This window comes from Membranihabitans maritimus, assembly GCF_021729145.1.
Taxonomy (GTDB): Bacteria; Bacteroidota; Bacteroidia; order Chitinophagales; family Saprospiraceae; genus Membranihabitans; species Membranihabitans maritimus.
Genome location: NZ_JAJSLW010000020.1, coordinates 76,018 through 92,108 on the forward strand (window position 1 = coordinate 76,018; position 16,091 = coordinate 92,108).

Sequence of the window (16,091 nt, forward strand, 5' to 3'; positions counted from 1 at the left end):
ATTTTACTCTCTTATTTTTTGACTTTTATTTGCGCATTATAAAAAGCCGCAATACAGGCACCTATTAGCCATCCTAAAATGAATATCTGTACTATTCCCAAACCAGCTTCCCATAGTGGCACATCCATCCTGATAATGCTTGTGGTATCTAAACCGTGCAATAGGCTGTTGAAAAAATCGATAGTGGCTTCTCGACCTGCTGTTGACATAACTATCATACAGCCTAAGTAAATTAGTGCCCCCGTAAGACCGAAAGCAAATCCGAGTTTTTTTACGTTTAATCGATACATAATTTTAAAGTTTTGAGTTAGTTGTCTGATTTTAATATCTTTTTTGATTCCTCAAATTCTTCCTTGGATATTTCGCCTTTTGCAAAGCGGTTTTTAAGAATATCCAGTGGGCTGTCCTTCTTTGTTTTTTGATAAGGGATATCTGCTGGGATAAAGAATATCCAAGCCAATAAAATAATCCATATAATCCACCATATTAGGTGCATACCTCCAAAATGTCCTTCGTAAAAATGCATAATTTTTGGTTTTAAGTTGTTGTTAATTTAATTCTGTAATTGTATAACCATTGAGCCCATCAAGTTGCTTTTGTAATTCGGCAACAGAAAGTGCTTCATTCATCGTGATAAGTGCAGCACCTTTTGGTGCCAAAAAGATCTCTGCTTTTTCTATATTGGGATGTTCTTCTAAAGTCTTTTTTACTCTTGATACACATCCACCGCAGCTGATTCCGCTTATTTGAAATTTTTGTTTCATCATTTAGTATTTAATGGTGATGATGCCCTTTGTGTTCATCTTTTGGTTCTGTTTTTGAAACATCTTTACCGTGTTCGTTTTCTCTTTGTCTATTCTGTGAATGATTGTGCCCACCGTGGCGATGTGAACCGTGAGGCATAAATAAGTGACAAGCAAACATAAAGAGGATGAAGATGAATAGAGACGAACTGCTTCCTATACCTAATGATGGTGCAAAAAAGATGAACAATAGTGGTAGCCCACAACCGATGACCATCCATATCCAGTGATTATTTTTCATTGTTGTTTATTTTAAAAGTTAAAATTAATGATGCTCGGTATGCTCACCTTTGGTTGGACTATCCATATCGTCCATCTTGTCCATACCCTGCATATCCATTCCTTTTTCGCCCATCATCTTTGAGCAGGATTCCATACAGTCTTCGCTCATCATCCCTTTTTCGTGCATCATTTTCATCATAGTGCCCATCATTTTGCCGTCATTCATCATTCCGTCCATCATTGAGTGCATCATTGTACTGTCTTTCATCATCATTTGCATTCCTTCTCCTTGCATCATTGAGCTCATCATTTTTTTGTTGCCCTGCATCATTTGCATTGCGTGTTGGTTGTCGTGCATACTTTCCATAAATTCGGTCATATAGTCGTGATTTTTGGAAATGGCATTAAAAACTTCTGTGCGAGTTTCAGGGTTTTCCATTAGTGCCTGAGTGTTTGTTTCTTGTTTGCAACTGTTTAAGCTTAAAAGCCCAACTGCCGATAAAACAATTAGTAGTGTTTTCATAATTTATTTTTTGAGTTAAACATTTATTTTAATTTTTATAAACCCATTCCCAACAATCTAAATGTTTATAGTTGAGGGAATGGATTATCAACTATTAATTCGCAGATTTTAAAAAGGTTATAATCTTTTTGAATTTCTTATATGTTATGTGTATTTTCAATATTATTAGATTTTTTTTATACGCCACTTCTTATTATTACCTTTAACTGCCACCAAATTTTCCGAAATCAATTTTGATGTGATGGCAGGTGGATTTTTATCATTCTTATCTTTTGGCGAGACGTGAATGGCCAATTGCGTTAAATGGTCAATGGTATTACCATTCTCATCTATAACAAGCTCAAAATAATGGTAGTTTACCACGTCTTTTTTGAAAATGTCATTATAGCCAATGGTTTCTTTTTCAACTTTTAACACCAAGGCTTTGCCATATTGAAAGTTGTTGGCATTGAGGAATTGTGGAGTGATGACAGTTTTTCCAGTTTTATCGATATAGCCATAATAGAGCACGCCATCTTTTTGGTTTGCAATCAGGCATTTTCCGTTACTGAATATAGGGTAGCTTGCATTGTCTGTTTTGGTTGCCACCAAATCATTTCGAAAATCAACGATTAAATTTCCTTCTGGGTCAATAAAACCCCATTCGTTCCCTTTTTTAATGGCAGCGACGCCATTGCTAAAAGGCGAGATGTAGTCTAAATTTTCAAAGGTTTGTGCAATTCCTATAAAGGGAATTAATACTAATGTGATAAGTAGTTTTTTCATTTTGTTTAATTTAATTTGATGAAATTAACCATTGCCTTAAGCTTTTGTCTGCATAACTTTCGTTGATATCTATATAATTTCATCATAGAAATTCCGTTTCCAATTTCCTGTGTTTTTGTAATCGGTCATACTCATTCCCACCACTTCCTTAAACTGTCTAGACAGGTGGTTGACACTACTGTAGTCCAATAAATATCCTATATCTGAAAAGGAATGTTGTTTAAGCTGAATGAGCTCTTTGACTTTTTCTATTTTTAATTTGATAAAGTACTTTTCAATGGTTGTCTGTTGATTTGCTGAAAACAATCTGCTCAATTTCTTGTAATCTTTATGAAGTCTTGAAGCCAATAGTTCAGATGTTTTTACCTTAATATGTAACGGTAGCTCTTGCAATTGTTCTATTAGAATAATCTTGATTCTTTCTGTGAGCATTTCTTCTTCATTCTGAACAATTTCAAAATTATTGGCGTGAAGTACACTTGTAACGGTATCGATAATTTCATTGTTCGTTTTTTTTTGTGCTTCTACCAGCAACCTTCCTAATTCCAAGGAAAGCACTGTAACTTCAAGTTCTTGTAATTCTTGTTTAATTACTTTTAAGCAGCGGTTACAGACCATATTCTTAATCCAAAATTCTTTTGGTTTGTTCATAGTATATAATGTATTGTCATTGAGTTTAGCTCAATGGTCTGATAGGTTTAGCCTAACAGGATTAATATTGTGTAGCGTTGTTGAGAATAGGGTACAACAAATGTTAGCCAGAAGTGAAATATTGGCTATAGAGGCAATGCAGATTCATTTTAACCTGCGAAGTAGAAAATCAAATTAAAAAGGACTCGTTGAGGATTACAAGGTCTGTGGATAGCAAAGGTGGCCTATAAGCCTTAAAAGAAACTGTGTTTTTCTCTAAACCTTCAAAAAGGTTGATATAAGAATAGACGAAGTTGTTTAAGAAAACTAAAGTTTCAATCTCTGAAATTGTATTGGCCTTCTTGAAGGTGTCATCTCCTTCTTTCAAGATGGTCTTATTATCGCAACAGTCTTTCTCTTGTATTGTAGTACATTGCTTGGAATTATTATCTTTTTTCTGTGCAGTCTCCATACAAGATTCTGCTTTACTAAAAAAAGCCAAATCCACCATTTTATTACAGCAAAAGTGCATATTTACCGTAAAGGATGTGGTGGAAAACAGTATAAAAACTGCTAAAAAGAAGGACAGTATTTTAGTAAAAAAAGATTTCACACTATAAAATTAATAAATTTTGATTAACATTAAAGGATTTTGGAAAATAAAATTCAACTGTTCAATTATTTTATTATCAGTTTTTTACAAAAAAACAACAAAATTAATCAGTACAAATATAATTCTAAAAGTTCAACAGAACTATGATTTATATCATATAAAGGAAGCTGCAAAAGAATTTTATTTGCAAATAATATTTAAGCGGTTTCGTGCAAAATAAACATTGATAAATCAAAAAAAATTGTTAAATAAACAAATTGAGATAAATTTTTTATAAATTTGCAACATTAATGAAAAAAGTTTTTCATAAAATATCATCCGTTTGTTTGGCACTTATCGTGCTATTGTCAACAGTTTCTTTTACTATTGATAGTCATTACTGTGGCGATACTTTAGTGGATTCTTCTTTATTTGGGCACGTTGAAACTTGCGGAATGGATAAACAACTATCCAAAAATGATTGTCAAAGTGAAGTTCAGGATGATTCCTGCTGTTCAGATAAGCAATTAGTTGTTGAAGGTCAGGACGACCTGAAGATGTCTTTTAACACCTTAAATTTTGAGCAACAAGTCTTTGTTGTCTCTTTTGTACATTCTTATATCAATCTCTTTGAGACTCTTGATTCACACATTGTACCATTTAGAGATTATGCGGTTCCCTTTCTCATACGGGATATACAAAAACTGCACGAGACGTATTTAATTTGATTTTAAACAGTTTCCGATAAATATCGGAATAATTAGCCCTATGGTCAATACTATTTTGGGCTCAATTTCTTGTGTTTAATGTTTTGATTTTATCAAGATATTATTCGATGTATAACTGTTTAATAATCATTGTAATGCTGAATAAAAGCATCAAATTTTTAATCGAGAACAAGCTAGTAGCCGTTCTACTACTTGCACTTTTTATTGCTTGGGGAGTCGTAAACGCCCCGTTTGAATGGAATACAGGCTCACTTCCTCGAGACCCTGTTGCCGTAGATGCCATACCAGATATTGGCGAAAACCAACAAATTGTATTTACTAAATGGGATGGTCGTTCCCCTCAAGATATTGAGGATCAAATTACTTATCCTCTAACCACATCGCTTCTTGGTATTCCAGGGGTTAAAACAATACGTAGTTCATCTATGTTCGGGTTTTCGAGCATTTATATCATTTTCGAAGAAGATATTGAATTTTATTGGAGCAGAAGCCGAATACTTGAAAAATTAAACTCATTACCAGCCGGACTTCTACCAGAAGGCGTTAATCCAGCTCTAGGTCCCGATGCCACAGGATTAGGGCAAATATATTGGTACACCCTTGAGGGACGTGATAAAGATGGTAATGTTACAGGTGGATGGGATTTACAGGAATTACTAAGCATTCAGGATTTCTACGTAAAATACGCACTGTCTTCGGCGAGTGGTGTTTCCGAAGTTGCTTCCATCGGCGGATATGTTTTGGAATATCAAGTGGATGTTAATCCCGAATTAATGCGGCAATACAACATAGGCTTGAGTGAGGTTGTAAAAGCAGTAAAACAAAGCAACAAAGATGTTGGTGCACAAACGCTTGAAATCAACCAAGCTGAATACCTTATAAGAGGATTGGGTTACATTAAGAAACTATCTGATTTAGAAAACGCGGTAGTTACTTCAAAAGATTTTACATCCATCCGTATAAAGGATATTGCGAAGAGAATTAAGTTTAATGTACAAACAGACAATTTAAAGCAGGCGAATGACGCCGAAGAAATTCTCATTAAGAATTACGAAACCGGAACTATAGATTTTAACGATGTGCTCGATGTACAAGAATTGCAGTTAAGGTTTCAAATCAATTTAATCGAATCTAATAGAGGGTATTATACAGAATATGCCATCATAAATTATTTGACAAAATGAAAACAATAAAAATTATTACGCTATTACTTTTCACAACTTCAATTTTTGCCCAAGTAGGCACAAACGGAAATGATAGAAAGGAAGATGGGCGACCTGTTAAGGAGTATAACCTTACCATTGAGGAAAACGAAATGACACTTGGAGGTGTTACTGCCAATGCAATGACCATCAATGGAGGTATCCCTGGGCCTGTTTTGGAATTTAATGAAGGAGACCTTGCTATAATCAACGTAACCAATAAAATGGATGAAGAAACTTCAGTGCATTGGCACGGATTGATACTTCCCAATTTTTACGACGGGGTTCCATATTTAACTACCCCACCGATTGAGCCAGGAACAACCTTCCAATACAGGATTCCAATCAACCAATCGGGAACATATTGGTACCATTCCCACACAATGCTACAAGAACAAAAAGGTGTTTATGGGTCTATTATCATTCATCCAAAAGAGAAAACCTTGGAATATGATAAAGATTTAGTCGTGGTATTATCAGATTGGACCAATGAAAAACCAATGAATGTATTACGAAACCTTAAAAGAGGTAACGAGTGGTATCAAGTTAAAAAAGGCACAGCAGTGCCATTAAGTAGGGTCATTTCAGAAGGTGCCTTTGGTGCTCAACTTAAATTTTGGAGAGACCGTATGGAAGGGGCTGATATTGCAGACATTTATTATCCCGCATTTTTGTCCAACGGTAAAAAACTGGCAGAGTATCCAGAATTTACGGCTGGCGAAAAAGTAAGGCTTCGCTTCATTAACGCATCGGCTTCTACCTATTATTGGATGGACTTTGGCGGAGGTAACCCAATGTTGGTTTCCAGTGATGGTGTTGACGTGCAACCCGTTTCCAAAAGCAGATTTCTCTTTGGCATAGCCGAAACGTATGATGTAATTGTAACTATTCCAGAAGGAACTATTGAAATTACCGCAACCGCTCAAGATGGTTCAGGTCATACCTCTATACAGTTAGGTAATGGCACTCTTTACCCAGCCAAAAGAATTGATAGACCTGATAAGGTAGCGATGATGAAGCAAATGGCTAAAATGGATATGAAAATGGGAGCACCTGCAATGGTTGGAAACAAGAAGAAGAATACACCCGAAGTTTTAATGCAGAAGTACGGAATGAAGATGAATATGAAGGACGGCGAGATGAAAATGGGGAACGATAAGATGTCGATGAAAGATGGCAAAATGAATGACCAAATGGATATGAAGATGGATGATACAATGGGAATGAAAAAAGACTCGATGTCAATGAGCCATAATGGAGCATCAAATAAAATGGAAGGTCATATGCACAATATGCCAATGATGCAGAAGGATTCTACTTCTTTTGATTATGAGGAGCGAAAGACATACTTCAACTATGATTTTTTAGAGGCAAAAGAAAAAACTGAATTTAAGGCAGATTTACCAGTAAATGAAGTGTTGCTTAACCTAACAGGTAATATGAATCGCTATGTATGGAGTATGAATGGGGTTCCATTATCAGAAACCGATAAGATAAATATAAAAGGAGGCGAGGTAACCAGAATTACATTAAATAACCTGACTATGATGCACCATCCAATGCACTTGCACGGTCATTACTTCAGGGTCATTAATGAAAAAGGAGAACGTTCCCCATTAAAGCATACCGTGAACGTACCACCAATGCAGAAAGTTATTATTGAATTTTATAACGAAGAGTATGGCGATTGGTTCTTTCATTGTCACGTATTGTACCATATGATGGGTGGTATGGCAAGAGTGTTTAGTTACGATACCCCAAGGGATGATAGAATGAAAGATTATCCAGTTCAGAAACTTATCGATGAGACAGACCATTATTATTCGTGGGGATTGGCTCGTGCAGGTTCAAATTTTAATGAACTCTTTTTAACGTCGAGCAATATCCGAAATGAATTTGGTTTGAGAACAGAGTTCGATTACGACCAAAATCTTGAAGCCGAAATAAGTTATAATAGGTATCTGAACGATTGGGTACGTGTTTATGCAGGAGTAAATACCGAAACGTCAACACCAGATTCTTACGATACATTTAATACCGTAGGATTGGTTGGTGTAAAGTATTTTACGCCTTATAGATTTAATGTAGATGTGAGTATGGACCATCAGCTACGCCCAAGAATACGTTTGGACAGAGAATTATTGATTTTTCCAAGAATTTTTTTGGAAGGCGAATACGAATACAGAGCAGATTTTGGATGGGTCAATGATTTAGAGAATAATAAATCATTTGAAAGCGAAACACAATGGTTGGTAGGGGTTGCATACATTCTTTCGCGCAATTTTTCAATCCAAGCTAACTACAATAACCGATATGGATTGGGTGGTGGACTATTAGCAAGATTTTAAACAACTAAAAATTAAAAAAAGATGAACTATTATTTTAATAAAACAATCAATGGAACCTTCGAAGAGGTCATAGAGAAAGTGACACAAGGATTAAAGGAAGAAGGTTTTGGAATCCTTACAGAAATTGATGTAACAGAAACACTAAAGAAAAAACTGGATATAGACTTTAAAAAGTATAGGATACTCGGAGCTTGTAATCCGCCCTATGCACATAAAGCTTTGCAAGCAGAAGATAAAATTGGAACGATGTTGCCCTGCAATGTCATAGTACAGGAAATCGAAGCAGGTATCATTGAAGTTGCGGCCGTAAACCCAATGGCTTCAATGCAAGCTGTAAAAAATGAAAAATTGAATGAGGTAGCCAGCGAAATAACTGCAATGTTGGAAAACGTCATTGAAAAATTATAAGACACTATAAAAAGGCAGTAATAATAATTAATAAACACAAACTTAAATTAAAACAAAATGAGCAAATTAAAATCAACATTAGGTATAGTTGCGATAGCATTCATAACCTTAACAGTAATGTCTTGTAAAGACAACAGCAAAGAACAAAATAGCACGGATGGAGACCATTCAGAAATGAACCACGATAACAGTGATGGTCATCACGACGGCGAAAAGAGGGAAATGGCAATGGGTGGAGATAGTAATACACAAGCGGTATTAAATGACTATTTCAACTTAAAGAATGCCTTGGTGGGAGATGATAATGGCAAAGCCAAAGAACTTGGGGCAACCCTAGCAACATCCTTAGGAAATTTTGACGCCTCACAATATAACGATACCCAGCAATCGGAATTAAAGGATATTGTAGAGGATGCAGTTGAACACGCAGAACACATTTCAGAAAGTGATATAGCACACCAGCGCGAACATTTTAAAGTTTTAAGTAAAGATGTTATAGATATGGTTGCTATAACAGGAGCAGAGATGAAGCTTTACGAGCAGTTTTGCCCTATGTATGATGGCGGTACAGCTTGGCTAAGTACTAAAGAGGAAGTGCGCAATCCATACTATGGTAGTCAAATGTTAAAATGCGGCAAAGTACAACGTGAAATTAACTAAATGAAAATTGTAAAGATTATAGCAATAGTACTACTGGTAGCGTTCGTGGGAATTCAATTTATTCCGACTACACGCAATCAAAGTGATACTGTACCGTCAACTGATTTTATGCTGGTCAATAATGTACCAGAAACTATTCAAAAAAAGTTACAGGTATCCTGCTATGATTGCCACAGCAATAATACTCAATACCCTTGGTATAATAAGATTCAACCTGTTGCTTGGTTTTTGGAAGACCATATTAAAGAAGGAAAAGCTGAACTTAATTTCAACGAATGGGATTCATTATCCAGCCGAAGAAAAGCAAGTAAGTTAAGGTCTATTATCAAGCAGATTGAAAATGGCGAAATGCCTTTGGATTCTTACACTTTGATACATAGTGAGGCAACATTTACAGAAGCTGAAGCAGAAGAGTTAATCAATTTTATCACACAATTAAAAGATAGTTTATAAACAATAATTTAAAAGTAATTAAAATGAAAAATTTAAAAATGAGTATTGCAGCAATGCTATTGTTAGCAGTTTCTTTTACCAATGCACAGGAAAAAGAAAAAATGAACCACGATCACGGAGATATGAAAATGGACCATAGCAAAATGATGAATAAAAATAGTGACGCAAAAGCAGAAGCTATTTTAAGTGATTACTTTAATTTAAAAGATGCTTTAGTTGCGGACGATACAAAAAAGGCAGCACAAGCAGGAACAAAATTGGTAGCCACTCTTAAAGCATTTGATATGGGTAGTTATACAAAAGAACAACAAAAAGAGCTGGCCGATATCATAGAAGATGCTACCGAGCACGCAGAACATATTTCTGAAAGTGAGATAGACCACCAACGCGAGCACTTTAAAACGTTAAGTAAGGATATTACTGATATGGTAGCTATTACGGGTACAAAAAGCACGTTATACGAGCAATTTTGCCCAATGTATGATAAGGGTAGTGCGTGGTTGAGTACAAGTAAAGAAGTGAAAAATCCATATTACGGCAGTAGAATGCTTAAATGCGGAAAAGTTCAAAAGACTATTCAATAGATAATCCTTTGTTTAAAAAATATTTTCAATGTTCTGGTTTATTAGTTAACAGAAGGTTGTAAAATGATAAAGATATCTGAATAGTTTTTAAGTCCTGTCCTGGGAAGGAAAACAATGTTGATGGTTAGTGTTAGTTCCTTCCCTAGTCAGGCACAACGAATTTTGAAAAAGAAAAGTTGATTTGGTTAATAGCAGCCTGCACAAGGGAGAGGGATTAAACCCTTAAAATAATAACATCTCTCTTCCTATGTCAGGCAATTAAAAATTTATGATGAAGAGAAGTTTAGTGAAGAGTACTTGATTGTGAGGGGTAAACATTTTGGTTGGTTTATTGGTTAATAAAGGTTGCCTCTCATTTTCAAGTATTATTTAAAGGATTTTGCATATAAAAAAGGATGATATAACAATGAAAGAGTGTTGCAAAGACGGGTGTCAAAATACAACTGAAAAGTCTGTAATTAGAAAATGGTTCAATTACATAATATATACCATACTAATCTTAATAGTTGGTGGTGCTTTGGCGCTTCAATTATTTAGTTAAGGAAATAAATTGAAAATGACTAAAGTGAACACAATAGAAAAATCTGAAAGAATTGGCTTTTACAAGCAACTGTTTAAAAAGGTATTGCTTACTGCAAGTATAGTGATTGCTCTATCGTTAAGTTATATACTATGGGTAGGTGTAGATTCCGCCAGCCAATTTTTACCCTTTATAATTGTTGGTTTGGCTTTGGTCAAAACCATTTTTATCGTAAGGCTCACTTTTATACAGTTAAGTAAAATAATAGGCGAAAGTCATCAGCTAACCCACGTTCTTACTTTATTTGGGGTATTGATTATTTTGATTGTCCTTTCGTTTTCAGCAGATTATCACGCTTTATATACTTTGAACCCTGAAAATTTTAATTCGAGTACAGCGCTCAATGATTCATTCTCATTACAGTTTTTTGAATTTTTATATTTCAGCTTAATCACTTTTTCATCAGTTGGCTTTGGAGATATTGTCCCCTTATCTATTTCAGGTAAACTATTGGTAATGATGGAAGTTTTCTTGAGCTTTTTGGTATTGGTATTTGGTATTGCAAACATTAATAGAATTCACGTTAACAAATAACCCATTTAAAACTATAATTATGAAAGTACTTAAAATTATTACACTCGTAACTGTTCTTATTGCAACAGTCAGCATTACCAATGCACAGAATGATAAAGATTCTACGGATAAAGAAGGCGTAATCTCTGTAATGAAGTTATATAAGGATGCATTACAAAATTTAACGACCGAGGGGACATTTGAACTATTTACAGAAGATTCAAAAGTATTTGAATCTGGTGGTGTAGAAGGCTCGTATGCGCACTATATAGAACACCATTTGGGGCCTGAGTTGGGGCATTTCAAAAAATTTGAATTTTCAGATTATGAAATTGATGCGGAAGTAGAACGATAAAGAAAAAAGGAGTAGCGACGTCAATCTTAAAAAAGATGGATGGTAAATGGAAGATGATTAAAACACATTCTTCGTCAAGAAATGTAAAATAAAATTTAAACTGTGAGCGAATTCTTAAAACAATGGGGCGAAGCAGCCTATACGACCACTGGATTTTTCTGGATGGCACTTTGGGCTTTCATTTTGGGCTATATCATCAGTAGTATGATACAGATTTTTGTGACTGAAAAAAGGATGCAAAAAACAATGAACGAGAGTGAAGGTAAAAGTGTACTCTTAGGCACGTTTTTCGGCTTTATAAGCAGCTCGTGTAGTTTTTCGGCTTTAGCGGGCACAAAATCTATCTTTAAAAAAGGTGCAAGCTTTGTGTCTTCCATTGCCTTTCTTCTTGCATCGACCAATCTGGTCATTGAGCTTGGAATCATCATTTCCATATTTTTGGGATGGCAGTTTGTAGTCGGCGAATATGTAGGTGGAATCCTTTTAATTCTTATTTCGTGGATTTTGATACAAATAATCAATCCTAAAAAGCTCATAGAAAAAGCGCGCAAGAATTTAGAGAACGAAGATGACGATTCAATGGATGATTCCAAAGATTGGAAAAAACAAATCAAGAAAGAAGATAGTTAGGCAAGGGTTGCCAAAAAATATAAGATGGAATGGCAGATGGTATGGAAGGACGTTACCGTTGGCTTTACCATTGCAGGTATCGTCGCAGCCTTCGTTCCCGATTCTTTCTTCCAGACACTATTTATCAATAGTGGTCAGGGCAATACAGATTTTACCTTTCTTGAAATATTGGAACATATCGTTGTAGGACCTATTGCCGCATTTTTGACTTTTATTGGCTCAATGGGTAATATTCCGTTGGCGGCATTGCTTTTTGGAAAGGGCGTGAGTTTTGCAGGGGTTATGGCTTTTATTTTTAGTGATTTGGTAGTCTTTCCTGTACTTCGTATTAACGCCAAGTATTATGGGTGGAAAATGTCGCTGTTCATTTTATTCTTACTGTTTACGGCATTAATAGGAACAGCTTTGGCTCTGCATTACTCTTTCGATTTGTTGGGTATGTTGCCTGACACATCACAAGTTAAAATACAGGACAAAGAGCATTTCAAAATTGACTATACCTTCTATTTGAATATGGCTTTTCTCGCAATTTCAGGATATCTCATATACTTAGGGTTTTTCAAGAGAAAGGATGTAGAGCACTCAATGAGCGAAATGGCACCGAAAAGTCCATTGCTTGAGAGTGTTTTAAAATATGCAGCCTATATCTGTTATATATGGTTGGCAGGTGGACTGATTGTAAAATTCTTTATACCATAATTATGAAACACACTTACCACATACAAGGGATGACCTGCAATGGTTGTCGTACCAGCGTCGAGCAGAAGCTTTCGGAAGTAAGCGGTGTCACAAATGCATCTGTAAATCTTGAAAAGGAAGAAGCCATCATACAAATGCAAGGCCATATAGATGCCGCAATATTTCAAAAAGCACTTCCAGAAAAATACACCATTTCAGAAAAGAAATCCGAGCAAAATGTTTTTGCGAGTACTGGTAATGGTAACGATGAAGATAACGTTTTCTCAAAAGCGGAAACTGAAAAATCAAAACTACAACAGCTGAAACCTTTGCTCATTATTTTGGGATATATCGCTATCGCAACGGTGTTACTCAATTATCAACGGGAAAATTGGAATAGTGCGATGCTCGACTTTATGGGGTTGTTCTTTATTGTTTTTAGCTTCTTTAAAATTTTAGACTTGAAAGGCTTTCCAGATAGTTTTAGAATGTATGACCCACTTGCCAAAATAGTACCAGCCTATGCTTGGGGATATCCATTTATAGAAACAGCTCTTGGATTGATGTTCTTGATGCGTTTTGAAATACCCATCGCATTAATCGCAACCCTAATCATTTTGGGGATTACAACCGTGGGCGTAACCAAAATATTGCTGGACAAAAAATCGATACAATGCGCTTGTCTGGGTACAGCACTCAAACTACCTATGACCGAAGCTACCTTTATAGAAAACACCATTATGATTGTGATGGCAGTTGTTATGTTAACAAGAATACTTTAATACACAAAATAAAACTATCACAAATGAAAAAAATCATAGTAGTACTCGGTATTATCCTTTTCGCTTCCTGTAAACAAGAAGGTAAAGAGACCAAAGAAGTTGAGGCGAAAGAGGTAGAAACAGCTTCTCAAACCGCTGAACCCGACAAGAAAAAGCCATTAAGCCCACATACATCGGCAATGGCAATGATAGGCGATGCCCATATCCATATAGATTATTCATCACCAGGCGTAAGAAATAGAATTATTTTTGGTGGATTGCTGGCCTATGACCAAGTCTGGCAGGCTGGTGCTCATATGGCTACTTGGCTGGAAACAAATAAGGACTTAAAAGTTGATGGTAAAGAATTGATAGCTGGGAAATATGGGTTTTTTGTAATTCCAAATCAGGAAGAATGGACAATTATTTTCAACAGGAATTGGAATCAACACGGTAAGGACGACTATAACGAAAATGATGATGTATTAAGGTTTAAAGTTACGCCTAAAATTTCCGAAGAAATCAAGGAACATTTAGAGTATAAAGTAAACAAAACAACAGAGAAATCAGGAACAATCTCAATGAGTTGGGAAAAAGTCACGGTTGAATTTCCTTTTGAAATAAAATAATATGGTCAACAGAAAAACAGCGAAATGGATTAGAAAAACGCACCGCTACTTGGGTATCTTTTTAGGTATCCAGTTCTTGATGTGGACCATTAGCGGAATGTATTTCAGTTGGACGGATATTGATGAAATACACGGAGACCAATTTAAGAAAGAAGAACCTAAACAGGAATCTTTCAACAATTTGTTGGGTACGAATAAACTAAAAAAAGAGCAACCCATTCAAACTTTGGAATTACTGGAAATAGCTGGTAAACCTTATTATTGGATTAATGAGACCACACTTTTCAACGCAAGTACTGGAGATATAAAAAATGGTATTACTAGAGATGAAGCAAAACAAGTGGCTACTAGATATATGTTATCAGACCTCAAAATATCAGGTATTGAACTTATTGATGAAGTTGGAGACCATCACGAATATCGTGGTCGTCCACTTCCGGCGTATGAAATTTCGTATGAAACACCTCAAAATTTAAAGGCCTACGTGGCCATTGAAAATGGAGCATTTCAAACGGTAAGACACAGGGATTGGCGTTGGTTCGATTTCCTTTGGATGACACACACTATGGATTATCAAGGTAGAGACAACTTTAACACATTAGTATTGCGAGGGTTTTCACTATTAGGTTTGATTACGGTATTAAGTGGTTTTTTACTTTGGTACACGTCATCCCCAACCATTAGAAAAATAATTAAAAAGAAACGAAAATAAGTAACACTAAAATCAATATATAATGGAAAATTCAAATCAAAATTCAAAAAAAAACAATTACACAAAATTTGTAGGTATGCTGGCGGCATCATTTGTGGCAATGTACATTACAATGTACCTAAACTCTTATCAATTAGATCACGTCTATTTTAGCCTTACTCGTTTTTATATGAGTTGCTTGGGTATTGCTGCTATGGCCATTATAATGTTTGTGGCGATGCGTAATATGTACCAAAACAAAAAGAAGAATATCGCCATTGTTTTGGGTAGCATTGTGCTATTTGTTGGTGCATTAGGATTGGTACGCGACCAGAAGTCAACGGTAGGAGACATATTGTGGATGAAAGCAATGATACCTCACCACTCTATTGCGATTTTAACAAGTGAGCGTGCTGATATCCAAGATCCAGAAGTTAAAAAGTTAGCTGAAGATATTATCAAGGCACAAGAAAAGGAAATTGCAGAAATGAAAGCAATGATAAAACGATTGGAAAATAACAAATAAATAAAATTAAAATGAATAAAAACATCATTTATATAAGTGTTGCCTTGATTGTTGGCCTGTTAGTCGGCTTTCTACTATTCGGTGGAGGTTCTGCGGACAAGGCAACAATTAATGTGAAAGACACCCACGACCATTCAGAAGAAATTGCTTCTAATCAAATGTGGACGTGTTCTATGCATCCACAGATTATGCAACCAGAACCTGGGGATTGTCCCATTTGTGGAATGGATTTAATTCCAGCCGAATCTGGTGCAGATGGCCTCAATGCCAATGAAATAAAAATGACCGATAACGCAATGGCTCTGGCCAATATCCAAACATCACTTGTAGGAAAAGGACAAATGGGAAATAATTCTCTTAAGTTATCTGGTAAGATTAAAGCCAACGAAGAGTCAAATGCCGTACAGGTTACATATTTTGGAGGAAGAATAGAAAAACTGTACGTTAATTCTACAGGAGAACGTGTTGGAGCAGGACAACGCTTGGCAACTATTTATTCGCCAGAATTGGTTGCGGCACAGCAAGAACTGCTTACCGCTTCATCATTAAAAGAATCGCAACCAGATTTGTATAAGGCTGTTAGGAACAAACTTAAACTTTGGAAACTTTCCGAAAAGCAAATAAACGCCATAGAAACTGCTGGGAAAGTGCAAGAAAACTTTCCGGTTTTTGCAACCGTTTCAGGAACGGTAACAATGAAAATGGTAGAAGAAGGGGATTATTTAAAGCAAGGCAGCAATTTCTACTGAAAGGATTTAGTGAGGGAGTTATTCAATTTGGACAAAAAATTCTTTGGCGACCACCCGATGC

General features: G+C 35.7%; 21 protein-coding genes and 2 pseudogenes. 15 read left to right on the forward strand and 8 right to left on the reverse strand.

Translation table 11 applies throughout. The annotated features are described in order from the left end of the window. Positions 1 to 11: 11 nt before the first annotated feature. The 8 genes from LVD47_RS19395 to LVD47_RS24330 all read right to left on the reverse strand — a co-directional run bounded on the left by LVD47_RS19395 (position 12) and on the right by LVD47_RS24330 (position 3,556). Positions 12 to 290, reverse strand: a complete 279-nt coding sequence (locus LVD47_RS19395) for a DUF5676 family membrane protein (RefSeq protein WP_008616426.1) — start codon at positions 288 to 290, stop codon at positions 12 to 14. Between the two features lie 17 nt (positions 291 to 307). Beyond that, on the reverse strand, positions 308 to 526 hold the full coding sequence (locus tag LVD47_RS19400; RefSeq protein WP_008616427.1) for an SHOCT domain-containing protein: 219 nt from the start codon (positions 524 to 526) through the stop codon (positions 308 to 310). Positions 527 to 548: 22 nt separating this feature from the next. Continuing rightward, on the reverse strand, positions 549 to 764 hold the full coding sequence (locus tag LVD47_RS19405) for a heavy-metal-associated domain-containing protein (RefSeq protein WP_008991346.1): 216 nt from the start codon (positions 762 to 764) through the stop codon (positions 549 to 551). 10 nt (positions 765 to 774) lie between these two features. Next, a complete protein-coding gene (locus LVD47_RS19410) occupies positions 775 to 1,044 on the reverse strand; it encodes a hypothetical protein (RefSeq protein ID WP_008616429.1) in 270 nt (89 codons plus the stop codon). A 24-nt stretch (positions 1,045 to 1,068) separates the two neighbouring features. Next, entirely contained in the window at positions 1,069 to 1,548 is a 480-nt protein-coding gene (locus LVD47_RS19415; RefSeq protein WP_008616430.1) for a hypothetical protein, read from the reverse strand. 165 nt (positions 1,549 to 1,713) lie between these two features. After that, a complete protein-coding gene (locus LVD47_RS19420) occupies positions 1,714 to 2,313 on the reverse strand; it encodes a WG repeat-containing protein (RefSeq protein WP_008991348.1) in 600 nt (199 codons plus the stop codon). Positions 2,314 to 2,382: 69 nt separating this feature from the next. Next, positions 2,383 to 2,964, reverse strand: coding sequence for a helix-turn-helix domain-containing protein (locus LVD47_RS19425; RefSeq protein ID WP_236979834.1), 582 nt, complete (start codon positions 2,962 to 2,964; stop codon positions 2,383 to 2,385). A gap of 169 nt (positions 2,965 to 3,133) precedes the next feature. After that, entirely contained in the window at positions 3,134 to 3,556 is a 423-nt protein-coding gene (locus LVD47_RS24330) for an HYC_CC_PP family protein (RefSeq protein ID WP_040459986.1), read from the reverse strand. A gap of 290 nt (positions 3,557 to 3,846) precedes the next feature. Between LVD47_RS24330 and LVD47_RS19430 the strand changes: the two genes are divergently transcribed. From LVD47_RS19430 to LVD47_RS19500, 15 genes and pseudogenes are all read left to right on the forward strand, one after another. Then, positions 3,847 to 4,263 carry an HYC_CC_PP family protein gene (locus tag LVD47_RS19430; protein ID WP_008616438.1) on the forward strand — a complete coding sequence of 139 codons (417 nt, stop codon included), beginning with the start codon at positions 3,847 to 3,849 and terminating at the stop codon, positions 4,261 to 4,263. 134 nt (positions 4,264 to 4,397) lie between these two features. Continuing rightward, positions 4,398 to 5,447, forward strand: coding sequence for an efflux RND transporter permease subunit (locus LVD47_RS19435; protein ID WP_236979836.1), 1,050 nt, complete (start codon positions 4,398 to 4,400; stop codon positions 5,445 to 5,447). After that, positions 5,444 to 7,813, forward strand: coding sequence for a multicopper oxidase domain-containing protein (locus tag LVD47_RS19440; protein ID WP_070237423.1), 2,370 nt, complete (start codon positions 5,444 to 5,446; stop codon positions 7,811 to 7,813). The genes LVD47_RS19435 and LVD47_RS19440 overlap by 4 nt, the downstream gene beginning before the upstream one ends. A gap of 21 nt (positions 7,814 to 7,834) precedes the next feature. Beyond that, entirely contained in the window at positions 7,835 to 8,221 is a 387-nt protein-coding gene (locus tag LVD47_RS19445) for a DUF302 domain-containing protein (RefSeq protein ID WP_008991354.1), read from the forward strand. A 57-nt stretch (positions 8,222 to 8,278) separates the two neighbouring features. Beyond that, a complete protein-coding gene (locus LVD47_RS19450; RefSeq protein ID WP_072316388.1) occupies positions 8,279 to 8,881 on the forward strand; it encodes a DUF3347 domain-containing protein in 603 nt (200 codons plus the stop codon). Further along, on the forward strand, positions 8,882 to 9,334 hold the full coding sequence (locus LVD47_RS19455) for a heme-binding domain-containing protein (protein ID WP_026754886.1): 453 nt from the start codon (positions 8,882 to 8,884) through the stop codon (positions 9,332 to 9,334). It abuts the gene before it with no gap. A 23-nt stretch (positions 9,335 to 9,357) separates the two neighbouring features. Beyond that, positions 9,358 to 9,918 (forward strand): DUF3347 domain-containing protein, encoded by a 561-nt coding sequence (locus tag LVD47_RS19460; RefSeq protein ID WP_117157954.1) that lies wholly within the window; start codon positions 9,358 to 9,360, stop codon positions 9,916 to 9,918. A 565-nt stretch (positions 9,919 to 10,483) separates the two neighbouring features. Further along, positions 10,484 to 11,032, forward strand: coding sequence for a potassium channel family protein (locus LVD47_RS19465; protein ID WP_236979838.1), 549 nt, complete (start codon positions 10,484 to 10,486; stop codon positions 11,030 to 11,032). A gap of 19 nt (positions 11,033 to 11,051) precedes the next feature. After that, the gene (locus LVD47_RS19470; RefSeq protein ID WP_236979840.1) at positions 11,052 to 11,366 is read left to right on the forward strand and encodes a hypothetical protein; all 315 of its coding nucleotides are present in this window, start codon (positions 11,052 to 11,054) and stop codon (positions 11,364 to 11,366) included. Between the two features lie 102 nt (positions 11,367 to 11,468). After that, positions 11,469 to 12,695, forward strand: a pseudogene (locus LVD47_RS19475) (permease). A 2-nt stretch (positions 12,696 to 12,697) separates the two neighbouring features. Further along, positions 12,698 to 13,456: a heavy metal translocating P-type ATPase gene (locus LVD47_RS19480; protein WP_236979842.1), complete on the forward strand. Its 759-nt coding sequence runs from the start codon at positions 12,698 to 12,700 to the stop codon at positions 13,454 to 13,456. 23 nt (positions 13,457 to 13,479) lie between these two features. Beyond that, entirely contained in the window at positions 13,480 to 14,064 is a 585-nt protein-coding gene (locus LVD47_RS19485) for a DUF2911 domain-containing protein (protein ID WP_047418852.1), read from the forward strand. Position 14,065: 1 nt separating this feature from the next. Beyond that, positions 14,066 to 14,776, forward strand: coding sequence for a PepSY domain-containing protein (locus LVD47_RS19490; protein ID WP_236979844.1), 711 nt, complete (start codon positions 14,066 to 14,068; stop codon positions 14,774 to 14,776). Positions 14,777 to 14,798: 22 nt separating this feature from the next. Continuing rightward, positions 14,799 to 15,281, forward strand: a complete 483-nt coding sequence (locus LVD47_RS19495; protein WP_026754892.1) for a DUF305 domain-containing protein — start codon at positions 14,799 to 14,801, stop codon at positions 15,279 to 15,281. Between the two features lie 11 nt (positions 15,282 to 15,292). Continuing rightward, positions 15,293 to 16,027: pseudogene (locus LVD47_RS19500) on the forward strand (heavy metal-binding domain-containing protein); the annotation flags it as partial. Positions 16,028 to 16,091 lie beyond the last annotated feature (64 nt).